This window comes from Streptomyces sp. NPDC020422 (genome assembly GCF_044386705.1).
Taxonomy (GTDB): domain Bacteria; phylum Actinomycetota; class Actinomycetes; order Streptomycetales; family Streptomycetaceae; genus Streptomyces.
Genome location: NZ_JBIRVJ010000001.1, coordinates 605162 through 628714 on the forward strand (window position 1 = coordinate 605162; position 23553 = coordinate 628714).

Sequence of the window (23553 nt, forward strand, 5' to 3'; positions counted from 1 at the left end):
CTCACGCCTCCACCCGGCCCCTCACCGGAACGTCGTGCGGCCCTTCAGCGGAACGTCGTGCGGCCCTTCAGCGGGCCCCCACCTCCTCGGCGACCGGAGCCGCGCGCAGCGTCTCGTCCAGCCGTTCCTTGGCGTAGGCCCGGGTCAGCCGGTCGAAGACATACCGTCCGACCCCGTCGGCGGAGCGGTCCGTGCCCAACAGGTGCTGGTCGGCGAGGACTTCGAGCACGTACTCCAGCTCGGGGGCCGGCCGGTTCAGCAGGTCCGCGGCCTGCGCCGCCGTGAACGGCGCCTCGCCCAGCATGCTCAGCAGCCGGAAGGCGCCCTGCTCCGACGAGGTCAGCCCCGCGTAGCTCGTGTCGTACCGGGAGCGCACGTCCAGTTCGCCGAGCCGTGCCACGTCCAGGATCCGCGGGGTCGCTCCGAGCCGGTCGGCGAGGGCCGTCAGGGACAGCCGCGGCCCGGCGGCGAGCCGCCCGCCGACGCAGCGCAGGGCCAGCGGATGCCGCCCCAGCAGCTCCACGATCCGGAGCGCCGCCTCCGGTTCGCGCTCCACGCGCTGCCTGCCGGTGAGGGCCGCGAGGATCTCCAGCGCCTCCTCCTGCGGCGGCGGGCCCAGCTCGACGCGCTCGGCCTCCACGAGTGCGGTCATCCTGCGGCGCCCGGTGACGAGCAGCGCGCACCGGGGGTCGGCGGGCAGCAGGTGCCGGATCTGGGCCGAACACGCGACGTCGTCGAGGAGGACGAGCACCCTTCGCCCCGCCGTACGGGACCGGAACAGCGCCCCGCACTCCTCCTGGCTCTCCGGGATCCGGGAGGCCGGCACCTCCAGGGCCCGCAGGAAGCCGCGCAGCACCTCGGCGGGGTCGCGCGGCTCCGCGGTGGATCCGCGCAGGTCCGCATGGAGCTGCCCGTCGGTGAACCGCGGCCGGAGCATGTGCGCCAGGTGCACGGCGAGCGCGCTCTTGCCGATCGCGGGCGGCCCGGTGATGACCCCGATGCGCGCCGCGGTCCCCTCGGCGACCGGGTCGTCGGGCCCGCGCAGCGCCGCCTCCAGTTCCTTGAGCACCGCCTGCCGTCCGACGAACCCCGCCAGGCCGGCCGGCAGCTGCGCCGGGTTCCCGATCGACTCCCGTACGGGGACGGGGGCGGGGGCGGGCTCCGGCGGAAGGCGGGCACGGTCGTCGACCGACGGCGCCGGCAGGGAGGACGTCGCGGGCGCGAGCCTCGGGCGTGGTCGTTCCTCGGGCTCGGCCGGGTGGTCGGCGAGCAGGGTCTGCTGGAGCCGGGCGAGCTCCTTCCCCGGTTCGAGGCCCAGCTCGTCGATCATCTTCTGGCGCAGGCTCTGGTAGGCCTCCAGCGCCTCGTGACGCCGGCCGGACCGGTGCAGGGCCACCATGAGCAGTCCGTGGAGGTGTTCGTGCAGGGGGTGTTCCAGCACCAACGACTTGAGCTCGCTGATGAGTTCGCGGTGCCGGCCGGTCTCCAGGTCGGCCTCGATGCGCTGTTCGAGGATGCGGAAGCGCAGCTCTTCGAGCCGGGTCACGTACGAGAAGAGGCGTCCGCCCGTCTCGACGTCGGCCAGCGCGGGCCCGCGCCACAGGGCGAGTGCCCGCTCGAAACTCTCCAGTGCCGCGGCGGAGTCACCCCGCTGGAGGAGCTCCTGCCCCTCCTCTGCCATCCGCTCGAAGAGGCTGACGTCGAGACTGGACGGCGGAATGGTGAGGCTGTACCCGCCCGGCTGGGTCTGCAGCAGGTTTCCGAGCCCCTGCTTCAGCAGGAGTTTGCGGAACTTGTAGATGTAGGTCTGCAACGTGGTCACCGCGCTCGGGGGCGGCAGTTCGGGCCATAACTCGTCGATCAGTTCGGAAGCCTGGACCACGGTGTTGTGCCGCAGCATGAGCAGGGAGATGACCTGTCGGGGCTTGGGCGCGGTCGGCATGATGTTGCGCCCCCGCCAGCGTATTTCTACGGGCCCCAGAAGCCGGAACTCCAAGATGTTTCCTCCCGATTCAGGTACGTCCTCATCGGCTGATCACCTCGACTTCACGTTAGGTCGTCGAAATCTCCTGGTCAATGTCCGCTGGAGACAAGGGAGTTGTGCGGTAGCGCTGGACTCGCCGCCGCCGGGAAAAGTTCCCGTAAAGTGTTGGTCATCGGAAAGTGGCGGAGATTCGCTCCCCGGGCCTCCGCGCGAACCCGCCGCTTCGCCGCCGACCCGGCCGGTCACGGCGGCCCCGTGTGGGGCCGGTAAGGGGCGCTGCGGGGGGTTGCTTCTTGCCACCTGGGACACCTCCGCCCGCGTTCATCCCGCCCCTCCCGCATCCCGTCGAGGTCCGGGCTCCAGCGTTCCTCCAGCGGGAATCCACCTCGCCGACGCCCCCCTCGGCCCTCAGGCCCTCGCCGTCCGACACGGTCCCGCCGCCGGTGTCAAGGCTCCGCGCGATCCTCCACGCCGCATTGAGCCGAACGCGAGCCCACCGGCGCACGCTCCCCGTGTGGACATTTCAGTCGAGGTCATCGGCGCGGGTAAAGGGGGAGGCGGATGAAGGCGGCCAGTAATCGGCGCGTGGTCATCACGGGAATGGGGGTCGTGGCACCCGGAGCGATCGGCGTGAAACCGTTCTGGGATCTGCTGACCTCGGGGCGGACCGCCACCCGCACCATCACCGCGTTCGACCCCACCCCGTTCCGTTCCCGAATAGCCGCGGAATGCGATTTCGACCCGGCGGCCGAGGGACTCACCCCCCGGCAGATCCGCCGCATGGACCGCGCCGCCCAATTCGCCGTCGTCGCCGCCAGGGAGGGCATCGAGGACAGCGGCATCGACCGGGAGGCGCTGGACGGGGCCCGTGTGGGCGTCGTCATCGGCAGCGCCGTGGGGTGCACCACGAGCCTGGAGAACGAGTACGCCGTCGTCAGCGACGGCGGCAGCCGCTGGCTGGTCGACCACGCCTATGCCGTCCCGCACCTCTTCGACTACTTCGTGCCCAGCTCCATCGCCGTCGAGGTCGCCCACGACCGGATCGCGGCGGAAGGGCCCGTCTCGCTGGTCTCCACCGGGTGCACGTCCGGTCTGGACGCGGTGGGCCGGGCGGCCGACCTGATCGCCGAGGGCGCCGCCGACGTGATGGTGGCCGGCGCGACCGAGGCGCCCATCTCGCCCATCACGGTGGCGTGCTTCGACGCCATCAAGGCGACCAGCCCCGACAACGACCGGCCGGGGGAGGCGTCCCGCCCCTTCGACCGCACCCGGCGCGGTTTCGTGCTGGGCGAGGGCGCGGCGGTCTTCGTCCTGGAGGAGCGGGAACACGCCCGCCGCCGGGGCGCCGAGGTGTACGCCGAGATCACCGGCTTCGCGAGCCGCTGCAACGCCTTCCACATGACCGGACTGCGGCCCGACGGGCGGGAGATGGCGGAGGCGATCCGGGTGGCCCTCGCCGACGCCCGCACGGACCCCTCCGCGATCGACTACGTCAACGCGCACGGCTCCGGCACCCGGCAGAACGACCGGCACGAGACCGCCGCCTTCAAACTCGCCCTCGGCGAGCACGCCCGCCGCACGCCCGTGAGCAGCATCAAGTCGATGATCGGGCATTCGCTCGGTGCCATCGGCTCCCTGGAGATCGCCGCCTGCGCGCTCGCGATCCGGCAGGACGTCGTACCGCCCACGGCGAACCTGCGGGAGCCCGATCCCGAGTGCGACCTGGACTACGTGCCGCTGGAGGCCCGCGCGGTGCCGGTCTCGCGCGTGCTCACGGTCGGCAGCGGGTTCGGCGGCTTCCAGAGCGCGATGGTGCTGGCCGGTCCCGGGGCGGGCGAAGGGACGGCCCGGTGAGCGCGGACACCGTCGTCACGGGCCTCGGGGTGGTCGCCCCGACCGGCCTGGGGCACGAGGAGCACTGGGCGAACACCCTGCGCGGCACCTCGGCGATCGGCCCCGTCACCCGCTTCGACGCGGCCCGCTACCCGAGCGGCCTGGCCGGTGAGCTGCCCGGATTCGTGCCCGAGGAGCACCTGCCCAGCAGGCTCCTGCCGCAGACCGACCACATGACCCGGATGGCCCTCGTGGCCTCCGACTGGGCCCTCGCCGACGCCGAGGTCGACCCGGCCGCGCTGCCGGAGTACGGGATGGGGGTGGTCACCGCCGCCTCCGCGGGCGGCTTCGAGTTCGGCCACCGGGAGCTGCAGAACCTGTGGGGCCGCGGCCCGGCCCACGTCAGCGCCTACCAGTCCTTCGCGTGGTTCTACGCGGTCAACACCGGACAGGTCTCCATCCGGCACGGACTGCGCGGCCCGGCAGGGGCGCTCGTCACCGAACAGGCCGGCGGCCTGGACGCGCTGGGACAGGCCCGCCGTCAGCTGCGCCGCGGCCGGCCGATGGTGCTCGCCGGAGCGGTGGACGGCTCTCCGTGCCCCTGGGGCTGGGTGGCCCAGCTCAGCACGGGCCGGATGAGCGAGGAGACGGACCCGACCGCCGCGTACCGGCCCTTCGGCGCGGGCGCCGACGGCTATGTGCCGGGCGAGGGCGGCGCCCTGCTGGTCCTCGAGGACGAGGAGTCCGCCCGCTCCCGCGGCGCCACCCGGTGCTACGGGCGGATCGCCGGCTACGCGGCCGCCTTCGACCCGCCGCCCGGCTCCGGCCGCCCCCCGAACCTGCTGCGCGCGGCCCGCGCGGCCCTCGACGACGCCGAACTGGACCCCGAGGACATCGACGTGGTCTTCGCCGACGCGGCCGGGACCCGCGAGGAGGACACGGCCGAGGCCGACGCCCTGCGCGCCCTGTTCGGCCCGCACGGAGTGCCGGTCACCGCGCCCAAGACCATGACCGGCCGGCTGAGCGCCGGCGGCTCCGCCCTCGACGTGGCCACGGCCCTGCTGGCGCTCGGCGAAGGAGTGATCCCCCCGACCGTCAACGTCGGCCGGCCCCGCCCCGAGCACACCCTCGACCTCGTGACCACCCCGCGCCGGGCCCCGCTCGCCGCGGCCCTGGTCCTGGCCCGCGGCCGCGGTGGCTTCAACTCCGCCGTGGTCCTGACGAACCCGCACTGAGCACCGCCACGCCACCGGCCCCAGGCCACCCCCACCCACCGGCGACAGGAGAAGAGACGCATGACGCAGCTGACGACCGACCGGCTCATGGAGATCATCCGGGACTGCGCGGGCGAGGGCGACCCCGTGGCCGGCGACCGCCGCCCCGAGGAGCTCGAGTTCACCGCCCTGGGCTACGACTCGCTGGCCCTGCTGGAGACGGCGAGCAGGCTGGAGCGGGAGTTCCAGGTGTCCCTGGGGGAGGAGGAGTTCGGCCTGGCCAGGACCCCCGCCCAGCTCACGGCCCTGGTCAACCGCCTCCTCGCCGAAGCCGCCTGACCGCCGCACCGCGCCGCACGGCGGCCGCGCCGCCCGACGCCCGGAGCTCCTTCGGACGTCGGGCGAACGGCCTTCCGTCCCCCGAAGGGCGGAGGGGCTGGAGGCCCTGCCCGTGGGGAAGGGGGACGGTAGGCCCGCGGTCCGAGCATCCGCGGGACGACCGGGAAGGACACCTCCATGGCACAGGCCCACCCTCCGACCGGCACCGGTTCCGGCGCCCCGGCCACCCGGCGCGACCGGCTCCTCAGGCTGGGCGCACCGCCCGTCGCGGCGGCCGCGCTGACCGCCACCGTCGCGGTGTACATGACCCTGGTCGCGTTCGGGAACATCACGGACTTCGGCACCAACCAGCAGTTCGTCCAGCACGTCCTGAGCATGGACACCACGTTCAAGGACCCTGATCTGATGTGGCGTGCGGTGGAATCTCCCGCGCTCCAGAACGCCGCCTACGTCGCCGTGATCGTCTGGGAGACGGGGGCCGCGATGGTCCTCCTCGCCGCCGCGTGGCTGTGGATCACGGGGCTGCGTCACGGCGTGTACGACCGCGCCCGCGCGGCGAGCACGGTGGGCCTGGTGATGGTGCTGCTGCTCTTCGGGATGGGCTTCCTCGCGATCGGCGGCGAGTGGTTCGCCATGTGGCAGTCCTCGGACTGGAACGGTCTGGACGCCGCGGCCCGCAACGTCGCGCTGGCCGCCTTCACCCTGCTCGTGGTGCACCTGCCGGCTGCCCGCGCGGCCGGTGCCGAACGGACCTGACGCGTCCCGCGGGCACAGTGCACCCGGCCGAGGGGGGAGTACACAAGTGCGCATCCGGAGGCAGGGGTGGCGCGGACCGGCAAACGGCCGGGGCACGCCGGTGTAACGGCACCTCGTACGTGTGCCCCCGCGCACCTCGGGGGAGCTCCGCGCGCCCTACCGGTGCCCGCCGGGCGACGGAAAGGATGAGCGCACCGCAGGTGAACCAGGTGATCCGCACCCTGTCCTCGGTCGGGCGGGCATGCGGCGGAAGGAGCTCACGGTGTTGCTGCTCATCTCCCCGGACGGTGTCGAGGAAGCCCTCGACTGCGCGAAAGCCGCGGAACACCTCGACATCGTCGACGTCAAGAAGCCCGACGAGGGCTCGCTGGGCGCCAACTTCCCGTGGGTCATCCGGGAGATCCGCGACGCGGTGCCGGCGGACAAGCCGGTGTCCGCCACCGTCGGGGACGTGCCGTACAAGCCCGGCACGGTGGCGCAGGCCGCGCTCGGCGCGGTCGTCTCCGGCGCCACGTACATCAAGGTCGGCCTGTACGGGTGCACGACTCCCGAGCAGGGCATCGAGGTCATGCGAGCGGTCGTCCGTGCGGTGAAGGACCACCGCCCCGAGGCGCTCGTGGTCGCCTCGGGCTACGCCGACGCCCACCGCATCGGCTGCGTCAACCCGCTCGCCCTGCCCGACATCGCCGCCCGCGCCGGTGCCGACGCGGCCATGCTGGACACCGCGATCAAGGACGGCACGCGGCTCTTCGACCACGTACCCCCCGACGCCTGCGCCGAGTTCGTCCGGCGCGCCCACGCCTCCGGTCTGCTCGCCGCCCTGGCGGGCAGCGTCAAGCAGGCCGATCTCGGTCCGCTGACCCGCATCGGCACCGACATCGTGGGCGTGCGAGGTGCGGTCTGCGCGGGCGGCGACCGCAACGCCGGGCGGATCCAGCCGCATCTGGTGGCCGACTTCCGGGCCGAGATGGACCGGCAGGCCCGGGCACACGCCCTCGGCACCCCGGCCGTGAGCTGACCATCCGGATGCCGACACCGGAAGCCGATCGCGTCCCCGGGCATCGTCCCGCACGCCTCGCCGTCCTCGACCCGGCCACCGGGGAGGCCTTCGACGACGCCCCCGACCAGCAGCCGGAGGAGCTCGACGAGGTGGTCGCCCGGGCCCGGCAGGCCTGGCGCGGCTGGCGTGCCGACCACGCCGCACGCACCACCGCCCTGCGCGCCGCCGCCGACGCCGTGGAAGCCGCCGGGGACGAACTGGCCCGGCTGCTCACGCGGGAGCAGGGCAAGCCCCTGACCGAGTCGCACGCCGAGATCGCCCGTACGGCCGCCCGACTGCGCTACTTCGCCGACCTGAGCCCCAGGACCCGTCGGATCGACGACGGCCGGCCCGTGCACAGCGAGGTCCGCTGGCTGCCCGTCGGGCCCGTCGCCGCGATCGTGCCGTGGAACTTCCCGCTCCAGCTCGCGGCAGCGAAGTTCGCGCCCGCCCTCGCGGCCGGCAACACCGTGGTCCTCAAACCCTCCCCGCACACCCCCCTCGCCACCCGGCTGCTCGGCTCCGTCCTCGCCGCCGTCCTGCCCGAGCACGTCCTGACCGTCGTCACGGGCCGGGAACCGCTCGGCGCCCGGCTGGTCGCCCACCCGGGCATCCGTCACGTCACCTTCACCGGCTCGGTGCCCACCGGCCGGGCCGTCGCCGAGGGCGCGGCGGCCTCGCTCGCCCGGGTCACCCTGGAGCTGGGCGGCAACGACGCCGCCGTCCTCCTGGACGACGTCGACGTGGACCGCATCGCGGACCGGCTGTTCTGGGCCGCGTTCCGCAACTGCGGGCAGGTCTGCATGGCGGTCAAACGCGTCTACGTCCCCGCCCGCCGCCACGCCGAGGTCGTCGAAGCCCTCGCCCAGCGCGCGAAGGCCGTCCCGGTCGGATCCGGACTCGACCCGCACACCCGGATCGGTCCGGTCAACAACGCCCCCCAACTGGCCCGGGTCGAGCAGGTCACCCGGCAGGCCCTCGCGGCCGGCGCCCGGGCCGCGGCCGGCGGCCACCGGCTCGACGGAGCGGGGTACTTCTTCGCCCCCACGATCCTCACCGACGTACCGCCCGACAGCCCCGTGGTGACCGAGGAACAGTTCGGGCCGGTCCTGCCGGTGCTGCCGTACCGGAACCTCGACGAGGCCCTCGACGCGGCCAACGGCACCGGCTTCGGGCTGGGCGGCTCCGTCTGGGGCAGCGACCTCGACCGGGCCGAGGCGGTGGCCGAGCGGCTGGAATGCGGCACCGCCTGGATCAACCACCACGCCGAACTCTCGCTGGCCCAGCCCTTCGCGGGCGTCAAGGACAGCGGCGTCGGCGTCGCGGGCGGACCATGGGGCCTCTACGGCAACCTCCGGCCGTTCGTCGTCCACCGGCCCCGGGAGGAGGAAACGTGACGACGAGGTTCCAGGCGGCCGTGCTGCGCTCGTACGAGGACCCGTTCACGATCGAGGAAGTGACCCTGGGAACGGATCCCGAGCCCGGCGAGATCCTGGTGGAGATCGCCGGGGCCGGCATGTGCCGTACCGACCTCGCGGTACGCCGCTCCGCCGGCCGCAGCCCGCTCCCGGCGGTCCTCGGGCACGAGGGCGCCGGGGTCGTGGTGGCGACGGGCGGCGGCCCCGACGTCGCGCTCGGCGTCGGCGACCACGTCGTGCTGAGCTTCGACTCCTGCGGACACTGCCGGAACTGCCGCTCCGCGGCCCCCGCCTACTGCGACTCCTTCGCCTCCCTCAACCTCTTCGGCGGGCGCGAGGAGGACCCACCGCGGCTCACCGACGCGAGCGGCAGGGCACTGGCCCCGCGATGGTTCGGCCAGTCCTCCTTCGCCGCGTACGCGCTCGTCCCGGCCCGCAACGCCGTCCGGGTCGACCCCGCCCTGCCGCTCGAACTGCTCGGGCCGCTCGGCTGCGGCTTCCTCACCGGTGCCGGAGCCGTACTGAACACCTTCGCCGCGAGACCGGCCGACACCCTCGTGGTCTACGGCGCCGGAGCCGTGGGCCTGGCCGCCGTGATGGCGGCCACCGCCGCCGGCGCGCGGACCGTGGCCGTCGACCGGCACCCCGCCCGTCTGGAACTGGCCGAACGCTTCGGCGCGACCGCGCTGTCCGCCGGATCGCCCGGACTGTCCGAACGGATCCGCCGACTGACCGACGGCGGAGCCCAGTACGCCCTCGACACCACGGCCTCGGCACCGCTCGTCAACGAGGCGCTGAACGCACTGCGCCCCACCGGCACCCTCGGCCTCGTGGCACGCCTCCACACCCCCCTGCGGCTCGAACCGGGCACGCTCGACCGCGGCCGGGGCATACGCCACATCTGCGAGGGCGACGCGGTGCCCGGACTGCTGATACCCCGGCTCACCGGCCTGTGGCAGGCCGGCCGCTTCCCCTTCGACCAGCTGATCCACACCTATCCGCTGGCCGACGTCAACGAGGCCGAACGCGACTGCGACGCAGGCCGCGTGGTCAAACCCGTCCTGCTGCCGGAGAGAAGAGACCGATGAGCGAAACCTCCCTCACCGAGGAGACCCCCCAGCCGGGCACCGGAGGCGATACGGCCGCCCCCGCGCCCCGGCCGGCCGACGCGGGCGGTGTGGACGCGGGGGTGGGGCTGACCGCCCTCCTGGTCGCCGCGGCCCGCGCGATCGAGACCCACCGCCACGACAGCCTGGCCCAGGACGCGCACGCCGAACACTTCGTACGCGCGGCCCCGGCGTGCGGGGGCTGGCCGGTGCGCCTCGGGCAGGTCCCGAAGGGAGACGACGACCCGCTGTGGGGCAGGTTCGCCCGCTACTTCGGGCTGCGGACCCGGGTCCTCGACGACTTCGTCCTCGGGGCGGTCCACGACGGCGCCCGTCAAGTGGTGCTGCTGGGCGCGGGGCTCGACACGCGTGCCTTCCGGCTCGACCTGCCGTCCGACAGCGTCGTCTTCGAGATCGACAGGGCCGGGGTGCTGGCCTTCAAGCAGCAGGTGCTCACGGAGCTGTCCGCGGCCCCGAGGGCGAAGCGCGTCCCGGTACCGGTCGACCTGCGCGCGGACTGGGTCACCGCGCTGACCTCCACCGGCTTCGACCCGGCCGCACCGAGCGTCTGGCTGGCCGAGGGACTGCTCTTCTACCTGCCGGGCGCCGCCGAGACGCACCTCATCGACACGGTGGACCGGCTGACCACCGGCGGCAGTGCCCTGGCCTTCGAGGCCAAGCTGGAGAAGGACCTGCTGGCGTACCGCGACAGCGCGATCTACACGGCGACGCGGGAACAGATCGGAATCGACCTGCTCGACCTGTTCGACCTCGGGCCGCGCCCCGACTCGGCGGGCCGCCTGACGGCCAGGGGCTGGTCCACGTCGATGCACACGCCCTTCGACTTCACCCGCCGGCACGGACGCGGTCCGCTTCCCGAGCCGAACGACGCCCTGGAGGGGAACCGGTGGGTCTTCGCCCACAAGCCGGGACCGTGACGGACCGCCGGACCGCCGGACCGCCGGTGCGCCCCGGGACGGCCGAGGCCGTCCCGGGGCGCACCCGACCGGGGCGTGTCACACGGCCGGGGCGCCCACCAGCCGGTCGCCGGGGATCCCGGCCAGGTCCGGTGCGTAGTAGTCCTCGATGCCGGCGGCCCACGTGGCCACGGTGATGCGGTCCGCGGCGTCGGGGGCGAAGGCGTCGAAGAGCGCGTGGATGTTCGCCTCCTCGAAGCCGATCGCCGTCATCAGCGACAGGAAGAGCGGGCGCTCGATCAGGCCGTCCCCGTCCGGGTCGCCGAGCGCGGACAGCGCCCTGGCGAACTCGGTGACCGTGGCGCCGAAGCGCCGGGGGTCGAGTACGAACGGGCGGAACTCCTCGACGGTGATCACGCCGTCGCCGTCGGCGTCCAGCTCGGTGGCCAGGGTCGTCCAGTAGCGGCGGAACGCGGCCCGGATGGCCTGCCGGTCCTCGGCGCTCGAGGCGACCGCCGCCTCCAGCACGCGGTCCGTCATGAGGTCGAAGTCGCCGGAGTCGAGGACCCCGTTGCCGTTGGCGTCGAAGAGGGAGAAGACCAGCTCGGCCCGCTTGGCGGCCTCAGTGCGCATACCCGTCACCTGTCTCGTGCGGCCCGTCGATGCCGGGCCGGGCTCCATGAGTGCTTTCCGTCCAGGTAACCGCGCTGGGGGAGAGCCGTGACGGTGCGGCGCTCGCGGCTACCCGAAGGAGTGGCTTCACCGGCGATCGGCCACGGTGGCTCCGACCGCGGGTCCCGGGGCGATCCCCGGGCCTCGCGGTCTCGGCCACCGCACGCCGTGCCTCAGGAGACGCGCTTGAGGGTCCAGGCGTTGTTGTTGAAGCCGGAGTTCGGCCACGCGACGCACGAGCTGGAGTAGTAGGAGCTGGTCACTACCCAGCCGGCCGGGTAGTACGTGGACCCGCAGGCCTGGACGACGGTGCCTATCGGCAGGCCGGTGAGCTGCTTGATCTGCTTGATGTTCGGGTCGAAGTTCTGGGTCCCGCAGCTGGCGCTGTAGCCCCAGCTGACGTCGACGTAACCGGACGGGGTGGCGGTGCTCGCGCAGGTGGTCGTCACGTCACCGGGGGCCGCCTGGGCGGGCGCGGCGGCGAGGGCGGACATCGCGGCGGCGGCGAGGACCATGGTGGCGGTGCGGAAGCGGGTCATGAGGGGCTCCTTGGACCGAAAACGATCAGTGGAAATGGACAGCCCGTTTCTACGGTGTGTCCGCGAGCCGTAACAGCCTGTTTCCGGTCTCAGGTATCCGGCCATGCCCCACGGCACCGTGCGCGGGCGCCGCGTCGAGGTAGGTGCCACCGGCGGTAGGTGAAGGCGACCGGGTCGCGATGACCCGGTCGCCTCACGGTGGGACGGCCATGTCCGTCGGCTGCCGGCTGCCCGCTCGGACCGGTCCGGCCGATCCGGTGCCCCGCCCGGGCCTACGAGCCCCGCTTGGCGCGGACACCCTCGGCGATGCGCTTGCCGATGCCCGCGTCGATGTTGCTCCAGTACGTGAAGGCGCGTTCCAGGACCGGCTCGCTCACGCCGTCGAGGAGATGGCCGACCACGTTGTCGACCAGCCGGTCGCGGGCCGCGTCGTCCAGGACCTCGCGCACGAGGGTGCCGGGCTGGCCCCAGTCGTCGTCCTCCGGATGCGAGACGTACGCCGACCGGGTGATCTCGCCGTCCGCCGCCCAGCTCGGTGGGGTGCCGTAGCGCTCGGTGTCGGCCGCCGGTCCGCCCTTGGAGTTCGGCGCGTACACCGGATCGGACGTCTTCCGGTACGCCATCGCCCCGTCCTTGGAGTACGTGTGGACGTCGACGACGGGGGCGTTGACGGGAAGCTGCTGGTAGTTGGTGCCGAGGCGGGCCCGGTGCGCGTCCGCGTACGAGAAGAGCCTGGCCAGCAGCATCCGGTCGGGGCTCGGCCCGATGCCGGGGACGAAGTTGTTCGGCTGGAAGGCGGCCTGCTCGATCTCGGCGTGGTTGTCGGTCGGGTTGCGGTCCAGCGTCATCCGGCCCACCGGGATGAGCGGATAGTCGCCGTGCGGCCAGACCTTGGTGAGGTCGAACGGGTTGAACCGGTACCCGGCGGCCTCCTCGTACGGCATCACCTGCACGTGCAGCGTCCAGGACGGGAAGTCCCCGTCGCGGATGTGCTCGAACAGGTCCCGCATGTGGAAGTCGGTGTCGGCACCCGCCAGGCGGTCGGCCTCGTCCTGTGTGAGGAACTCGACGCCCTGGTCGGTCTTGAAGTGGTACTTCACCCAGAAGCGCTCGCCGGACGCGTTGATCCACATGTACGTGTGCGAGGTGTAACCGTTCATATGGCGCCAGGTCCGGGGCACACCCCGGTCGCCCATGAGCCAGGTGACCTGGTGCGCGGACTCCGGGGACAGCGTCCAGAAGTCCCACTGCATGTCGTGGTCGCGCAGATTGCTGTCCGCCCGGCGCTTCTGGGACCGGATGAAGTGCTGGAACTTCATCGGGTCCTTGACGAAGAACACCGGCGTGTTGTTCCCCACCATGTCGTAGTTGCCCTCGGACGTGTAGAACTTCACCGCGAAGCCACGCGGGTCCCGCCAGGTGTCCGGGCTGCCGCGCTCGCCCGCGACCGTCGAGAAGCGGGCGACCAGCTCGGTGCGGACCCCGGGCTGGAACAGCGCGGCCTTCGTGTACCGGCTGACGTCGTGGGTGACCTCGAAGTGACCGAACGCGCCGCTGCCCTTGGCGTGCGGCTGGCGCTCCGGGATGCGCTCCCGGTTGAACTGCGCCATCTGCTCGATCAGGTAGGCGTCCTGGAGGAGGATGGGACCGCCCGGTCCCACGGTGAGCGAGTGTTCGTCGCTCTCCACCGGGGCGCCGGAATCGGTCGTCGTCGCGGGTCGGGTCTCGGCCATCACAACCTGCCTTTCGTTGTCGCGCACGCCTACCCTCTTCCGCCCCGACGAAAGCCGCTACTCGGAGGAAGGCACCCCCGTGCACCCTCCGTGTCGACGACCACTTTGCGTAGCCGTCACCTCACGGGTCCCCTTGAGGGCGTCGGGGGCGTGGCCCATGGTGAGAGGAAGCCCCGGGGGCCGGTGCGCAGTGGGCGGTCGGCCGCGGACATGTGAGGAGCTCCCCTTGGTGACGTACCTTCCTGCCGCGTCGGCAGGTGCCGGGACCGCCGATGTGTGGATGCTGGTGCGGCAGCAGCCGACTGCGCTCCGCCGCTGCAGCCGCGATCTGGCCACGGTGTTCGCCGAGCGGTACGGCCGCCGTTTCGCCGTATGGCACACGGACGAGTTGCTGTTCGGGGTGCGGGGCGGGCGACTGGTGCTGAGCACCCTGGGCGGCACGGCCCTGCCGCCCCCGCCGTCGTCTGCGTGCGGCATCTGCCGGGGACCATGCGCGACGACCGCGAGGTGACCCTCCTGCGGCATCTCGAACGCCTGGGCAGCCGCCTGGTCAACCCACTGGACGCCCAGCTGACCTGCCGGAACAAGGTGTGGCAGCTGCAGGAGCTCGCCCTGGCCGGGCTGCCCGTGCCGGACACGCTCTCCTACGCGACCGCGCCCCTGGAAGGCGTCGTCCGGAGTCCCCACCTGCCCACACCGTCCGTCGTGAAGTCCGTCCGCGGCACCAAGGGCGCCCAGGTGTTCCTCGCCCCCGACGCGAACCTGCTGTACGAGATGGCCGGCAGCCTCGCGCAGATATCACCGTTCCTGTTCCAGGAGCACGTGGCCCACTCCCACGGGCGTTCCCTGCGCGTGGTGGTCGTGGACGACACGGTGGTGGACGCCGTGGTCCACACGTCCCCCAACGCCTCTCTCGCCGCCAACATCGCCAAGGGCGGCACCGCCACGAGGTGCGTGGGCCGCCATCCACAGGCGGAGCGGCTGGCGCTGGCCGCGGCGCGTGTCCTGGGCCTGGACATCGCCGGGGTGGATCTGCTGTTCACCGCCGAGGGCTCCTACACCATCTGCGAGGTCAACGCCGTCCCGGGCTGGCGCCCGGAGGCGACCGAGGTCGTCGCTCCCGCGATCGCGGCCCTCGTCGACGACCGGCTGTCCGCCACGGTGGGCACGGCCTCGCCGGTGACCTGAGCGCGCGGTGTCGGTGCCGCCGTGTCCTGGCCGCCGGTCACGAGAGTTCCGTCCGGTGGACGAGAGGCGGAAGGTGGTGCGGGAACGCGGCCAGGAGTTCCCTCGTGTAGGGGGCGGCCGGTGAGTCGAAGACGGTGTCCCTCGGGCCCGTCTCCACCAGTTCGCCCTGCTTCAGGACCGCGATGCGGTCGCAGAAGTGCCGCACCACCGCCAGGTCGTGGGAGATGAAGAGCAGCGACAGGCCGAGCTCCTCGCGCAGGTCCATCAGGAGGTTCAGGACCTGTGCCTGGACCGACACGTCCAGTGCCGACACCGGCTCGTCGGCGATGACCAGACGCGGCCGGACGGCCAGCGCACGGGCGATGCCGATGCGCTGACGCTGACCGCCGGAGAACTCGTGCGGACGGCGGGAGAGGTGCGACGGCGACAGGCCCACCTGCTCCAGGAGCTCCGCCGCCCGCTTCCGGCGTTCCGTCCGGTCCAGGTCCGTGTGGATGCGCAGCGGCGTGGTGACGATCTGCTCCACCGTGTGGCGCGGGTTCAGCGACGCGTACGGGTCCTGGAAGACCAGCTGGACCTCCCGGCTCAGCGCCCGGCGCAGCCGGGTGTCCGTCGCCGCCCCGGAGACGTCCCGGCCGTCGAAGCGGACCTCCCCGCCGGCGGGCCGGCGCAGGCCGGCGAGGACGCGCGCGATGGTGGACTTGCCCGAGCCGGACTCGCCCACCAGGCCCAGGGTCTCCCCGCGTGCCACGTGCAGGCTCACGCCCTTCACCGCGGTGTGGGGGCGACCGCGACGGCGGCCCGGGTAGTCGACGCGCAGCTCGCGCACCTCGGCCAGGACCCCGGGATCGGGGGCGACGCGGAGGCGGCCCGGGTAGTCGACGCGCAGCTCGCGCACCTCGGCCAGGACGCCGGGATCGGGGGCGACGCGGAGGCGGGCCCCGGTGCGTGGCTTCGGCTCCGGGTCGTCGACCGTGGGGAGCCGGGTGCCGGGGACGGTGTCCAGGGTGGGAGCCGCTCCGATGAGGGCCTTGGTGTAGGGGTGGGCGGGGGCGGCCAGGAGGCGGTCGGTCGGGCCCTCCTCGAGCGCCTCGCCGTCGCGCATGACCAGCATGCGGTCGCAGGTCCTCGCGACCACGCCCACGTCGTGGGTGATGAGGAGCATCGCCGTCCCGGCCTCCGACCGGAGTTCGCGGATCAGGTCGAGCACCTGGTGCTGGACTCGGGCGTCCAGTGCCGTGGTGGGTTCGTCGGCGATCAGGACGCCCGGATCGTTGACGAGCGCCATGGCGATCACGACGCGCTGGCGCATGCCGCCCGAGAGCAGGTGGGGGTGGTCCGAGGCGCGGGCGGCCGGGATGCCCACCCGTTCCAGCATCGCCGTCGCCCGCTCCAGCGCCTCCTTGCGGCCGGCCCGTGGGTGGTGGACGCGGTACGCCTCCGCCACCTGGGCGCCGATCGTGTGGTAGGGCGACAGCGCGTCCAGGGCGTCCTGGAAGACCATCGCGACCCGGGCGCCCCTGATCCGCCGCAGGGCGCGTTCGGGTGCGCCGACCAGTTCGAGGCCGTCGCCGCCGAGTCGGACGCTGCCCCGGACCAGGGTGCGCGCCGGGTCGTGGAGGGCCAGGGCGGCCAGGCCGATCGTCGACTTGCCCGAGCCCGACTCCCCGACGAGGCCCAGGACCTCGCCCGGTGCCACGTCGAAGGAGACGTCCCGCACGGCCGGGACCGGGCCGTGCGGCGTCCGGAAGGTGACCGCCAGGTCGCGCACGCTCAATGCGGGTCGATCGCTCATGCGAGCCTCACTCGGGGATCCAGCCAGGCCACCACCAGGTCGGCCACGGCCACGAACACGACGACGAAGAACGCGGCCACGAGGACGGTGCCGACGACCGTGGGCAGGTCGTTGCCGGTCACCGCGTCCACGGCCAGCTTGCCGACGCCGCCGAGACCGAACACGGTCTCGGTGATGAAGGCGCCGCCGAGCAGCGCCCCGACCTCCAGGCCGAGCAACTGCACCAGCGGGCCGGCCGCTCCCCGCGCCGTGTACGTGAGGTGGGTGCGCAGGGTGCCCAGGCCCTTGGCGCGGGCCGTGCGGACGTATCCGTGGTGCATGGTCTCCAGCATCTGTGAGCGGGTCAGCCGGGCGTAGACGGCGGCGTTGACGAAGCCGAGGACCAGCCAGGGCAGGACCAGGCCCAGGGCCCACCGGCCGGGCCCCTCGGTGAAGGGGACGTAGCGCGGGGGCGCGAACAGGCCCGTGGAGTAGACGAGCAGGAACAGGACCACATAGCCGAGGAAGTAGATCTGGACGCTGGCACCCAGCAGGTTCAGGCCGGACAGCAGTCGATCGGTCGCCCTGCCCCGGCGCAGCGCCGCGGCCAGGCCCGAGCCGACGCCGAGGACCAGGATCACCGCGAGGGCGCCGACCGCGATCGAGACGGTCACCGGGAGGCGGTCCTCGATGGCGGCGAGCACCGGCTGGTGGAGGGTGTAGGAGTAGCCGAGGCACGGGGCCGGGCAGGGGATCGGGGTGCCGTCGACGTCCACGATGGTGCGGCCGGTGACGATCCCCCCGACGTAGTCGGTGAACTGGGTGACGATCGGCTGGTCGAGGCCCATGCTCGTGCGCACGGCCGCGAGCTGTGCGGAGGTGCACCTGGGGCCACAGGCGATCAGGGCGGGGTCGGAGGGGGCGGCGTGGAAGAGCCCGAAGGCCGTGGCGGTGATCGCGACGAGCACCGCCACGGCCTGCGCGACCCTCTTGAAGAGGTATCGGGTCATGGTCGCAGGAGGTCAGGAGTTCTTGACGTACACGTCGGCCAGGGCGGTGACGCCGTAGATCGGGTGGATGGCGGCGCCGCCGATCCTCTCGCCGCGGAACTGCGAGACGCTCTTGTAGAGGAACGGCACCAGGGGGACGTCCTTCATGACCGTCGTCTCCAGGGCGATCAGCTCCTCGGCCTTCTTCTGGGCGTCGCCGATCTTCGCGATGCGGGCCAGCTCCGCGTCCACCCGCGGGTTGGCGTACCGGATGGTGTTGGACACGGCGTCCAGGTGGCTCTCGTAGCCGAGGGGGAGCAGGGTCGACGGCGTCGGCCAGTCCACGGAGTTGGTGGACAGGAACAGGTCGTAGGGGCTGTCCTCACCGCCGAAGACCTGGTCGTTGAAGGCGCCGGGCTGAAGGCCCTTCAGCACGAGCGTGATCCCCGCCTTGGCGAAGGCGTCGGCGAGGACCTGGGCGACCTGGTCGTCCGCCGGGCTGTCGGTGGGGTACGCGTACGTCAGCTTGGTGACCTTCGTCTCCGCCCTGGCCAGGTGTTCCTTGGCCTTGGCGATGTCGCCGGCGGGGGAGACGGGGTAGAGGTCGTACTTCTTCCAGCCGACGACGGCCGGAGAGGAGAGGGTGGTCGCGAAGTCGCCGGCGTAGCGGCCGCCGAGGACCTGGCGGGCCTGCTCGCGCGGGAAGAGGTAGTGGATGGCCTTGCGGACCTCGGGATCGGTGACCCGGTCGTTCCTGATGTACAGGTCCTGGGTGTAGGCGCCCTTGCTGCCGGAGACGACGAGCTCGCGCTTGGCGGGCTCGCGTTCGACCGTCGAGATCAGCTCCGGGGGCAGTTGGTCCTTGGTGGTGAGCGTGGTCGCACCGGTGCCCTGGCCGGTGAACACCTCCTGGGCGGTGTTGAGGGCCTCCTTGCCGAAGGTGAACTCGAAGCGGTCCGGGTAGGCGTGCCGGATCGAGTCCGTCTCCGGCTTCCAGTACGGGTTGCGCTCCAGGGTGAGGCTCTGGTTCTGCTTGTGCTCGACGATCCTGTACGGCCCGGTGGCGAAGGGCTTCACGTCGTAGCCGGTGCCGGTGTCCTTGTCCTCGCGGACCGGTGAGGAGGAGGACTGGGCGGCCATGTACGGCACGTCGGACTGCGGCTCGGGGAAGTGGAAGACGATGGTCTTGTCGTCGGGCGTCTCGATCGCCTTGAGGTCGCCGTCCTTCTGGGGGCCGCCGTACTTCTTCACCGCCTCGGTGAGGTCCTTGGTGCCGGTGAGCCAGGGCTGCCAGTAGGCGGGGCCGACCTCGAAGCCGGGCGCGAAGGTGCGCTCGATGCCGTACTTGACCTGCTGGGCGGTGATGGGCTTGCCGTCCTCCCAGGCGATGCCGTCCTTCAGGCGGTACGTCCAGGTGCGGCCTCCGTCGGAGGAGGTGCCGGTGTCGGTGGCGAGGTCGCCGACCAACCGGGGCCTGCCGTCGACGATCTGGTACTGCGTCAGCTGCCGTCCCCACAGCAGGGAGGTGCTGTAGCGCTCCCCGGCGTAGATCTTCTGCGGGTCGAGGTGCGGGAAGTCCGCCTGGTTGGCCACGGTGACGGTGCCGCCCCTGCGGGCACCGGGGATCTCGGGGGCGGGGCCCCGGCTGTCCTTGGCGGTGCCGAGGGTGGTGGTCAGGCGCTGGCCGCTCTTGGCGGCGGTGCTGTTCCTGCCCTGCCCGGCGCCTGTGCCGGCGCCCGCACCCGCGGAGCACGAGCACAGCAGCAGGGCGGCGGTGGTGGCGAGGGCCGGTACGGCTGCGGCGCGCAGGGTGATTGCGGGCATGACGAACTCCATGGTGTGGTGCGGGTGTTGCCGATGAGGGTGGAGGGAGGTGCGGGGCTCAGCGGAGGGTGTGCGGGTCGAGCGCGTCCCGCACGGCGTCGCCGAGGAGGTTGAAGGCGAGGACGAAGACGAGGAGCGAGGCGCCGGGGAAGACCATGTAGGTGGGGTCGTCGTGGAAGACGTCGGCGCCCCGGGAGATCATGCGGCCCCAGTCGGGGATGGGCTCGTTGATCCCGACCCCGAGGAAGGACAGCGCGGCCTCGGTGGTGACCATCGCGGGCACGGCGAGGGTGAGGTGCACGAGGACCGGCGCCCAGACGTTCGGCAGCAGCTCGCGGAACACGATGTGCCGCCGGCTCGCGCCGAGGGCGCGGGCCGCCTCGACGAACTCCCGCTCGCGCAGGGAGCGTACGGCCGTGCGCAGCACCATCGCGAGTGGCACCCAGCCGAAGGCGGAGAAGACCAGGATGAGAACGGTGAACTGCATCCAGGCGGGTTCGTTCTCGTCGGGTGCGACGAAGCGGGTCTGGATGACCGGGCCCAGCGTGAGCAGGAACAGCAGGCTCGGAAAGGCGAGCAGGACGTTGCACACGAAGGTGAACGCCCGGTCGGCGAGCCCGCTGAGATAGCCCACGGCCACTCCGACGACGACGCCGATGACGGCGACGACGGCGGCCGAGGTGAAGGCGATCAGCAGCGAGGTGCGGATGCCGTAGAGGAGTTGGGCGAGGACGTCGCGTCCGAGGCCGGGCTCGATGCCGAACCAGTGCTCGGCCGAGATGCCGCCGTTGGGCAGCAGGGGCAGGCCCTCCGGACTCAGGAGGCCGGTCACGTTCTGGCCGTAGTGCTCGGTCGGGTTCTTGCCGTAGAGGGCGGTGACCAGGGGCGCCACGAGGGCGAGGAGCACGAAGAACCCGACGACGTGGAACGAGACGATCCCGACCCGGTCACGCCGGAACGCGTCCACCACCGATACCGCTGCCACGCTGCCGCACTCCTGCTCGTTCGGGGCGCGCCGACTGTGGGGGAACGCCCTGGTCCACATCCGGAGAAGGGGTCACCGCTCCGGACATCGAGCATTAGATCGAAAGATCGACACGGCTGCAATGTGCCAGATTTGAAGGTTTGTTAAGGGTATTGCCTTGGATGTCTAGAGTGTTGCCCTGTTCATCTCGATGCAATGAAAATGCTCACCAATCACCGCCAATCGCCCGAAGGGGGGAGACGGGCATCACAGCGCGGTCCCCTCGCCGGCTCCGCGGCGCACACGGGGCGGTGTGCCGCCTCCGGCGGTCTCCTTTCGCTCGCGTTGCGGAATTCCGTGCCGGCGTGTCGCCGTGTGTCGCGGGTCCGTCCTTCTCGTGAAGAGCCGGGCGGCAAATGCGTCATGACCGGTCGAATCCCCTTATGTCTCGCGTGACATGTGCGCGACGGGCTGCGAATGTCCCTGCCCAGCAAGGCAGTCCGCCTCGAACGGGTGGGCGGCGATCCCGCCCGACTCCCCACGTACCCCTGGAGAAACCACATGTCCTCGCTTTCCTCCGCCGGTGGCTCGGCACGACGTCTCGCCCTCACCTCCGGTGCCGTCGTCCTCACCGGCACCCTGCTCGCGGCCGGTGCCACCACCGCGTCGGCGGGCGCCGCTCCGCAGCCCCACGACGCGGCCTCCGTCACGGCCACCGCCTCGTCGCTCGGTCTCGGAGCCAAGGAGAAGCTGGTCGTCAAGGACGTCGTCAAGGACGCCGACGGCACGGTCCACACGCGCTACGAGCGCACCTACGCAGGCCTTCCCGTCCTCGGCGGCGACCTCATCGTCCACCGCGCCGCCGACGGCGCCGTCAAGGAGGTCACCAAGGCCGTCAAGGCGGCCATCAAGGTCGCCTCGCTCACCCCGAAGCTCACTCCGACCGCCGCCAAGTCCGCCGCGGTCAAGGCCGCCAAGGCCGCACGGGCCACGGACGCCGCCACCGACGACGCCCCCCGCAAGGTCATCTGGGCCGCCGACGGCAAGCCCGCCCTCGCCTACGAGACCGTCGTCAGCGGCATCCAGGACGACGGCGTCACGCCGAGCCTGCTGCGCGTCGTCACCGACGCGAACACCGGCAAGAAGCTGTACGAGCAGCAGCTGATCGACGACATAGCCGGCGGCATCACCGCCAAGGCCGGCTCCGCGGCCGCCAAGCCGGGCAGCCCCCAGGTCGCCGCGGTCGGCACCGGAGCCAGCCAGTACAGCGGCCCCGTCCCGCTCGACTCCACCACGTCGTCGAAGGGCTTCGACCTCGTCGACACCGTGCGCGGCGGCGCGAGCGTCGTCGACCTCCAGCACCGTACGGGCGGCAAGGGCGTGCTGTTCACCGACGCGGACAACGCGTGGGGCGACGGCACCCCCGGCAACAACCAGACCGCCGCCGTCGACGCCGCCTACGGCGCCGCCAAGACCTGGGACTTCTACAAGGACGTCCTGCACCGCAACGGCATCAAGAACGACGGCCGTGCCCCGGTCTCCCGGGTCCACTACGGCAACGCGTACCAGAACGCCTTCTGGAACGACCAGTCCTTCACCATCACCTACGGCGACGGCGCGAACAACCAGCACCCTCTGACGCAGCTCGACGTGGCCGGCCACGAGTTCAGCCACGGCGTCACCTCCGCCACCGCGAACCTGACCTACTCCGGCGAGTCCGGAGGCCTCAACGAGGCCACCTCGGACATCTTCGGCACCGCGGTGGAGTGGAACGCGAACAACGCCCAGGACCCGGGCGACTACCTGCTCGGCGAGAAGATCGACATCTTCGGCAACGGCAAGCCGCTGCGCTACCAGGACCAGCCCAGCAAGGACGGCCGCGGCTCGGCCGACTACTGGAGCGCCGGCGTCGGCAACCTCAACGTGCACTACTCCTCCGGTGTCGCCAACCACTTCTTCTACCTGCTGTCCGAGGGCAGCGGCGCGAAGGACATCAACGGCGTGCACTACGACAGCCCGACCGTGGACGGCTCCACGGTCACCGGCATCGGCCGCGACAAGGCCGTGCAGATCTGGTACAAGGCGCTGACCGCGTACTTCACCTCCACCACCGACTACCACGGCGCCCGTGAGGGCACACTGAAGGCGGCCGCCGACCTGTACGGCGCGGGCAGCGCCGAGGTCCGTGCGGTGGACGCCGCCTGGGCAGGGGTGAACGTCAAGGGCTGACCCGTACGACGGTGAACACGGGTGCACAAGGGGCGGTGGCCGGGTTGCCGGCCACCGCCCCGCCGGCGCGTCGCCTCAGCTGCCGCTCCGGGTACGCCGGGCCACGCGTCCTTCCGCCCCTGGCATCCTCCGTCCTGCCCCGGCCGCCTCGCGGAAGGCGTCGAGGAGCGTGCGCAGCACCGGCCGTTCCAGGGAACCGGATCGGACCACGGCGTGGATCGCCCTGGGCGGCTCGGGGTGCCTGAGGCGGCGCACCGCGACGCCGGGATGACGGGCGCTCAGCCCGAGCCGGGGGACGAGGGTGACGCCGAGCCCGGCGGCGACGAAGCCCTGTGCGGTGGCGTAGTCCTGCGACGTGGACGCGAAGTCGGGGCTGAAGCCCGCCGCGGCGCAGGCGTCGGTGACCGGGGCGAGGCAGGGGCCGGGGGGCTCGCTGAGGACCCAGGGTTCACCTGCGAGATCGGTGAGGTCGAGCACGCGCTTGGCGGCGAGCGGATGTCCGGCGGGCAGCACCGCGCGGTACGGGTCGTCGAGCAGGTGCACGACCTGCAGGCCCCGCCGGGGCGCCTCGGCCGGCGGCCGGACGACCAGGGCCAGGTCGGCGTCGCCCTCGTACACCTCCGCCACCGCGTCGTCAGGGTCCGCCAGCCGCGGGTCGATCGCGACCGCCGGGTGCTCGCGGCGCACCCGGGCCAGGGCGGGCGCCAGCAGCGTCGGCCCGACGGAGGCGAAGTAACGGACGGTCAGCCGGCCCTCGCGCCCGGCGCGCAGATCGGCGAGCGCGGTCTCGGCCTCGGCGAGGCGCTCGCTGATGACGGCCGTGTACCGGGTGAGCAGCAGCCCGGCCTCCGTCGGCCGTACTCCCCGGCCGACCCGTTCGAGCAGCGCGATCCCCGCCTCCTTCTCCAGGGCCGTGATCTGCTGGCTGATCGCGGACGGGGTATAGCCGAGATGCGCGGCCGCCGCCGTCACCGAGCCGCTGGTGATCACGGCGCGCAGGACCTGCATACGTCTCACATCGATCATGTAGCACAG

At 72.4% G+C, this 23553-nt stretch carries 19 protein-coding genes; 10 read left to right on the forward strand and 9 right to left on the reverse strand.

Annotated features, from left to right (window positions below; translation table 11 throughout):
• Window positions 1-67 precede the first annotated feature (67 nt).
• The gene (locus ACH414_RS02695) at window positions 68-1942 is read right to left on the reverse strand and encodes a BTAD domain-containing putative transcriptional regulator (RefSeq protein WP_398940638.1); all 1875 of its coding nucleotides are present in this window, start codon (window positions 1940-1942) and stop codon (window positions 68-70) included.
• A 603-nt stretch (window positions 1943-2545) separates the two neighbouring features.
• Between ACH414_RS02695 and ACH414_RS02700 the strand changes: the two genes are divergently transcribed.
• From ACH414_RS02700 to ACH414_RS02735, 8 genes are all read left to right on the forward strand, one after another.
• Window positions 2546-3838 carry a beta-ketoacyl-[acyl-carrier-protein] synthase family protein gene (locus tag ACH414_RS02700; protein WP_398940639.1) on the forward strand — a complete coding sequence of 431 codons (1293 nt, stop codon included), beginning with the start codon at window positions 2546-2548 and terminating at the stop codon, window positions 3836-3838.
• Window positions 3835-5052: a ketosynthase chain-length factor gene (locus tag ACH414_RS02705; protein ID WP_398940640.1), complete on the forward strand. Its 1218-nt coding sequence runs from the start codon at window positions 3835-3837 to the stop codon at window positions 5050-5052. Before ACH414_RS02700 ends, ACH414_RS02705 begins: the two co-directional genes overlap by 4 nt.
• A gap of 60 nt (window positions 5053-5112) precedes the next feature.
• Complete coding sequence (locus tag ACH414_RS02710; RefSeq protein ID WP_382534727.1) at window positions 5113-5370, forward strand: acyl carrier protein; 258 nt, start codon at window positions 5113-5115, stop codon at window positions 5368-5370.
• A gap of 177 nt (window positions 5371-5547) precedes the next feature.
• Window positions 5548-6126, forward strand: a complete 579-nt coding sequence (locus ACH414_RS02715; protein ID WP_382534729.1) for a DUF2165 domain-containing protein — start codon at window positions 5548-5550, stop codon at window positions 6124-6126.
• Between the two features lie 262 nt (window positions 6127-6388).
• Window positions 6389-7144, forward strand: a complete 756-nt coding sequence (locus tag ACH414_RS02720) for a (5-formylfuran-3-yl)methyl phosphate synthase (protein ID WP_382534731.1) — start codon at window positions 6389-6391, stop codon at window positions 7142-7144.
• Between the two features lie 8 nt (window positions 7145-7152).
• Window positions 7153-8562: an aldehyde dehydrogenase family protein gene (locus ACH414_RS02725; RefSeq protein ID WP_398940641.1), complete on the forward strand. Its 1410-nt coding sequence runs from the start codon at window positions 7153-7155 to the stop codon at window positions 8560-8562.
• A 20-nt stretch (window positions 8563-8582) separates the two neighbouring features.
• Window positions 8583-9671: an NAD(P)-dependent alcohol dehydrogenase gene (locus ACH414_RS02730; protein WP_398940752.1), complete on the forward strand. Its 1089-nt coding sequence runs from the start codon at window positions 8583-8585 to the stop codon at window positions 9669-9671.
• On the forward strand, window positions 9668-10627 hold the full coding sequence (locus ACH414_RS02735; RefSeq protein WP_382534735.1) for a class I SAM-dependent methyltransferase: 960 nt from the start codon (window positions 9668-9670) through the stop codon (window positions 10625-10627). Before ACH414_RS02730 ends, ACH414_RS02735 begins: the two co-directional genes overlap by 4 nt.
• A 78-nt stretch (window positions 10628-10705) precedes the next feature.
• Here the strand turns inward: ACH414_RS02735 and ACH414_RS02740 are convergent, their stop codons facing one another.
• From ACH414_RS02740 to ACH414_RS02750, 3 genes are all read right to left on the reverse strand, one after another.
• On the reverse strand, window positions 10706-11239 hold the full coding sequence (locus tag ACH414_RS02740) for an EF-hand domain-containing protein (RefSeq protein ID WP_382534737.1): 534 nt from the start codon (window positions 11237-11239) through the stop codon (window positions 10706-10708).
• Between the two features lie 212 nt (window positions 11240-11451).
• The gene (locus ACH414_RS02745; RefSeq protein WP_398940642.1) at window positions 11452-11817 is read right to left on the reverse strand and encodes a hypothetical protein; all 366 of its coding nucleotides are present in this window, start codon (window positions 11815-11817) and stop codon (window positions 11452-11454) included.
• A 272-nt stretch (window positions 11818-12089) separates the two neighbouring features.
• On the reverse strand, window positions 12090-13550 hold the full coding sequence (locus ACH414_RS02750; RefSeq protein WP_398940643.1) for a catalase: 1461 nt from the start codon (window positions 13548-13550) through the stop codon (window positions 12090-12092).
• A 489-nt stretch (window positions 13551-14039) separates the two neighbouring features.
• On the opposite strand from ACH414_RS02750, the gene ACH414_RS02755 reads away from it, so the two are divergent.
• Window positions 14040-14738, forward strand: a complete 699-nt coding sequence (locus ACH414_RS02755; protein ID WP_398940644.1) for a RimK family alpha-L-glutamate ligase — start codon at window positions 14040-14042, stop codon at window positions 14736-14738.
• A gap of 37 nt (window positions 14739-14775) precedes the next feature.
• Here the strand turns inward: ACH414_RS02755 and ACH414_RS02760 are convergent, their stop codons facing one another.
• From ACH414_RS02760 to ACH414_RS02775, 4 genes are read right to left on the reverse strand one after another with little or no spacing between them, the layout of a single operon-like run.
• Window positions 14776-16533 (reverse strand): dipeptide ABC transporter ATP-binding protein, encoded by a 1758-nt coding sequence (locus ACH414_RS02760; protein ID WP_398940645.1) that lies wholly within the window; start codon window positions 16531-16533, stop codon window positions 14776-14778.
• Entirely contained in the window at window positions 16530-17522 is a 993-nt protein-coding gene (locus tag ACH414_RS02765; RefSeq protein WP_382534747.1) for an ABC transporter permease, read from the reverse strand. Before ACH414_RS02765 ends, ACH414_RS02760 begins: the two co-directional genes overlap by 4 nt.
• A gap of 12 nt (window positions 17523-17534) precedes the next feature.
• Complete coding sequence (locus tag ACH414_RS02770) at window positions 17535-19325, reverse strand: ABC transporter substrate-binding protein (RefSeq protein ID WP_398940646.1); 1791 nt, start codon at window positions 19323-19325, stop codon at window positions 17535-17537.
• Between the two features lie 58 nt (window positions 19326-19383).
• Window positions 19384-20310: an ABC transporter permease gene (locus ACH414_RS02775; protein ID WP_398940647.1), complete on the reverse strand. Its 927-nt coding sequence runs from the start codon at window positions 20308-20310 to the stop codon at window positions 19384-19386.
• Window positions 20311-20850: 540 nt separating this feature from the next.
• Here ACH414_RS02775 and ACH414_RS02780 point away from each other — a divergent pair.
• The gene (locus tag ACH414_RS02780; RefSeq protein WP_398940648.1) at window positions 20851-22518 is read left to right on the forward strand and encodes a M4 family metallopeptidase; all 1668 of its coding nucleotides are present in this window, start codon (window positions 20851-20853) and stop codon (window positions 22516-22518) included.
• Between the two features lie 75 nt (window positions 22519-22593).
• Here the strand turns inward: ACH414_RS02780 and ACH414_RS02785 are convergent, their stop codons facing one another.
• Window positions 22594-23544 carry a LysR family transcriptional regulator gene (locus ACH414_RS02785; RefSeq protein ID WP_398940649.1) on the reverse strand — a complete coding sequence of 317 codons (951 nt, stop codon included), beginning with the start codon at window positions 23542-23544 and terminating at the stop codon, window positions 22594-22596.
• Between the last annotated feature and the right edge of the window lie 9 nt (window positions 23545-23553).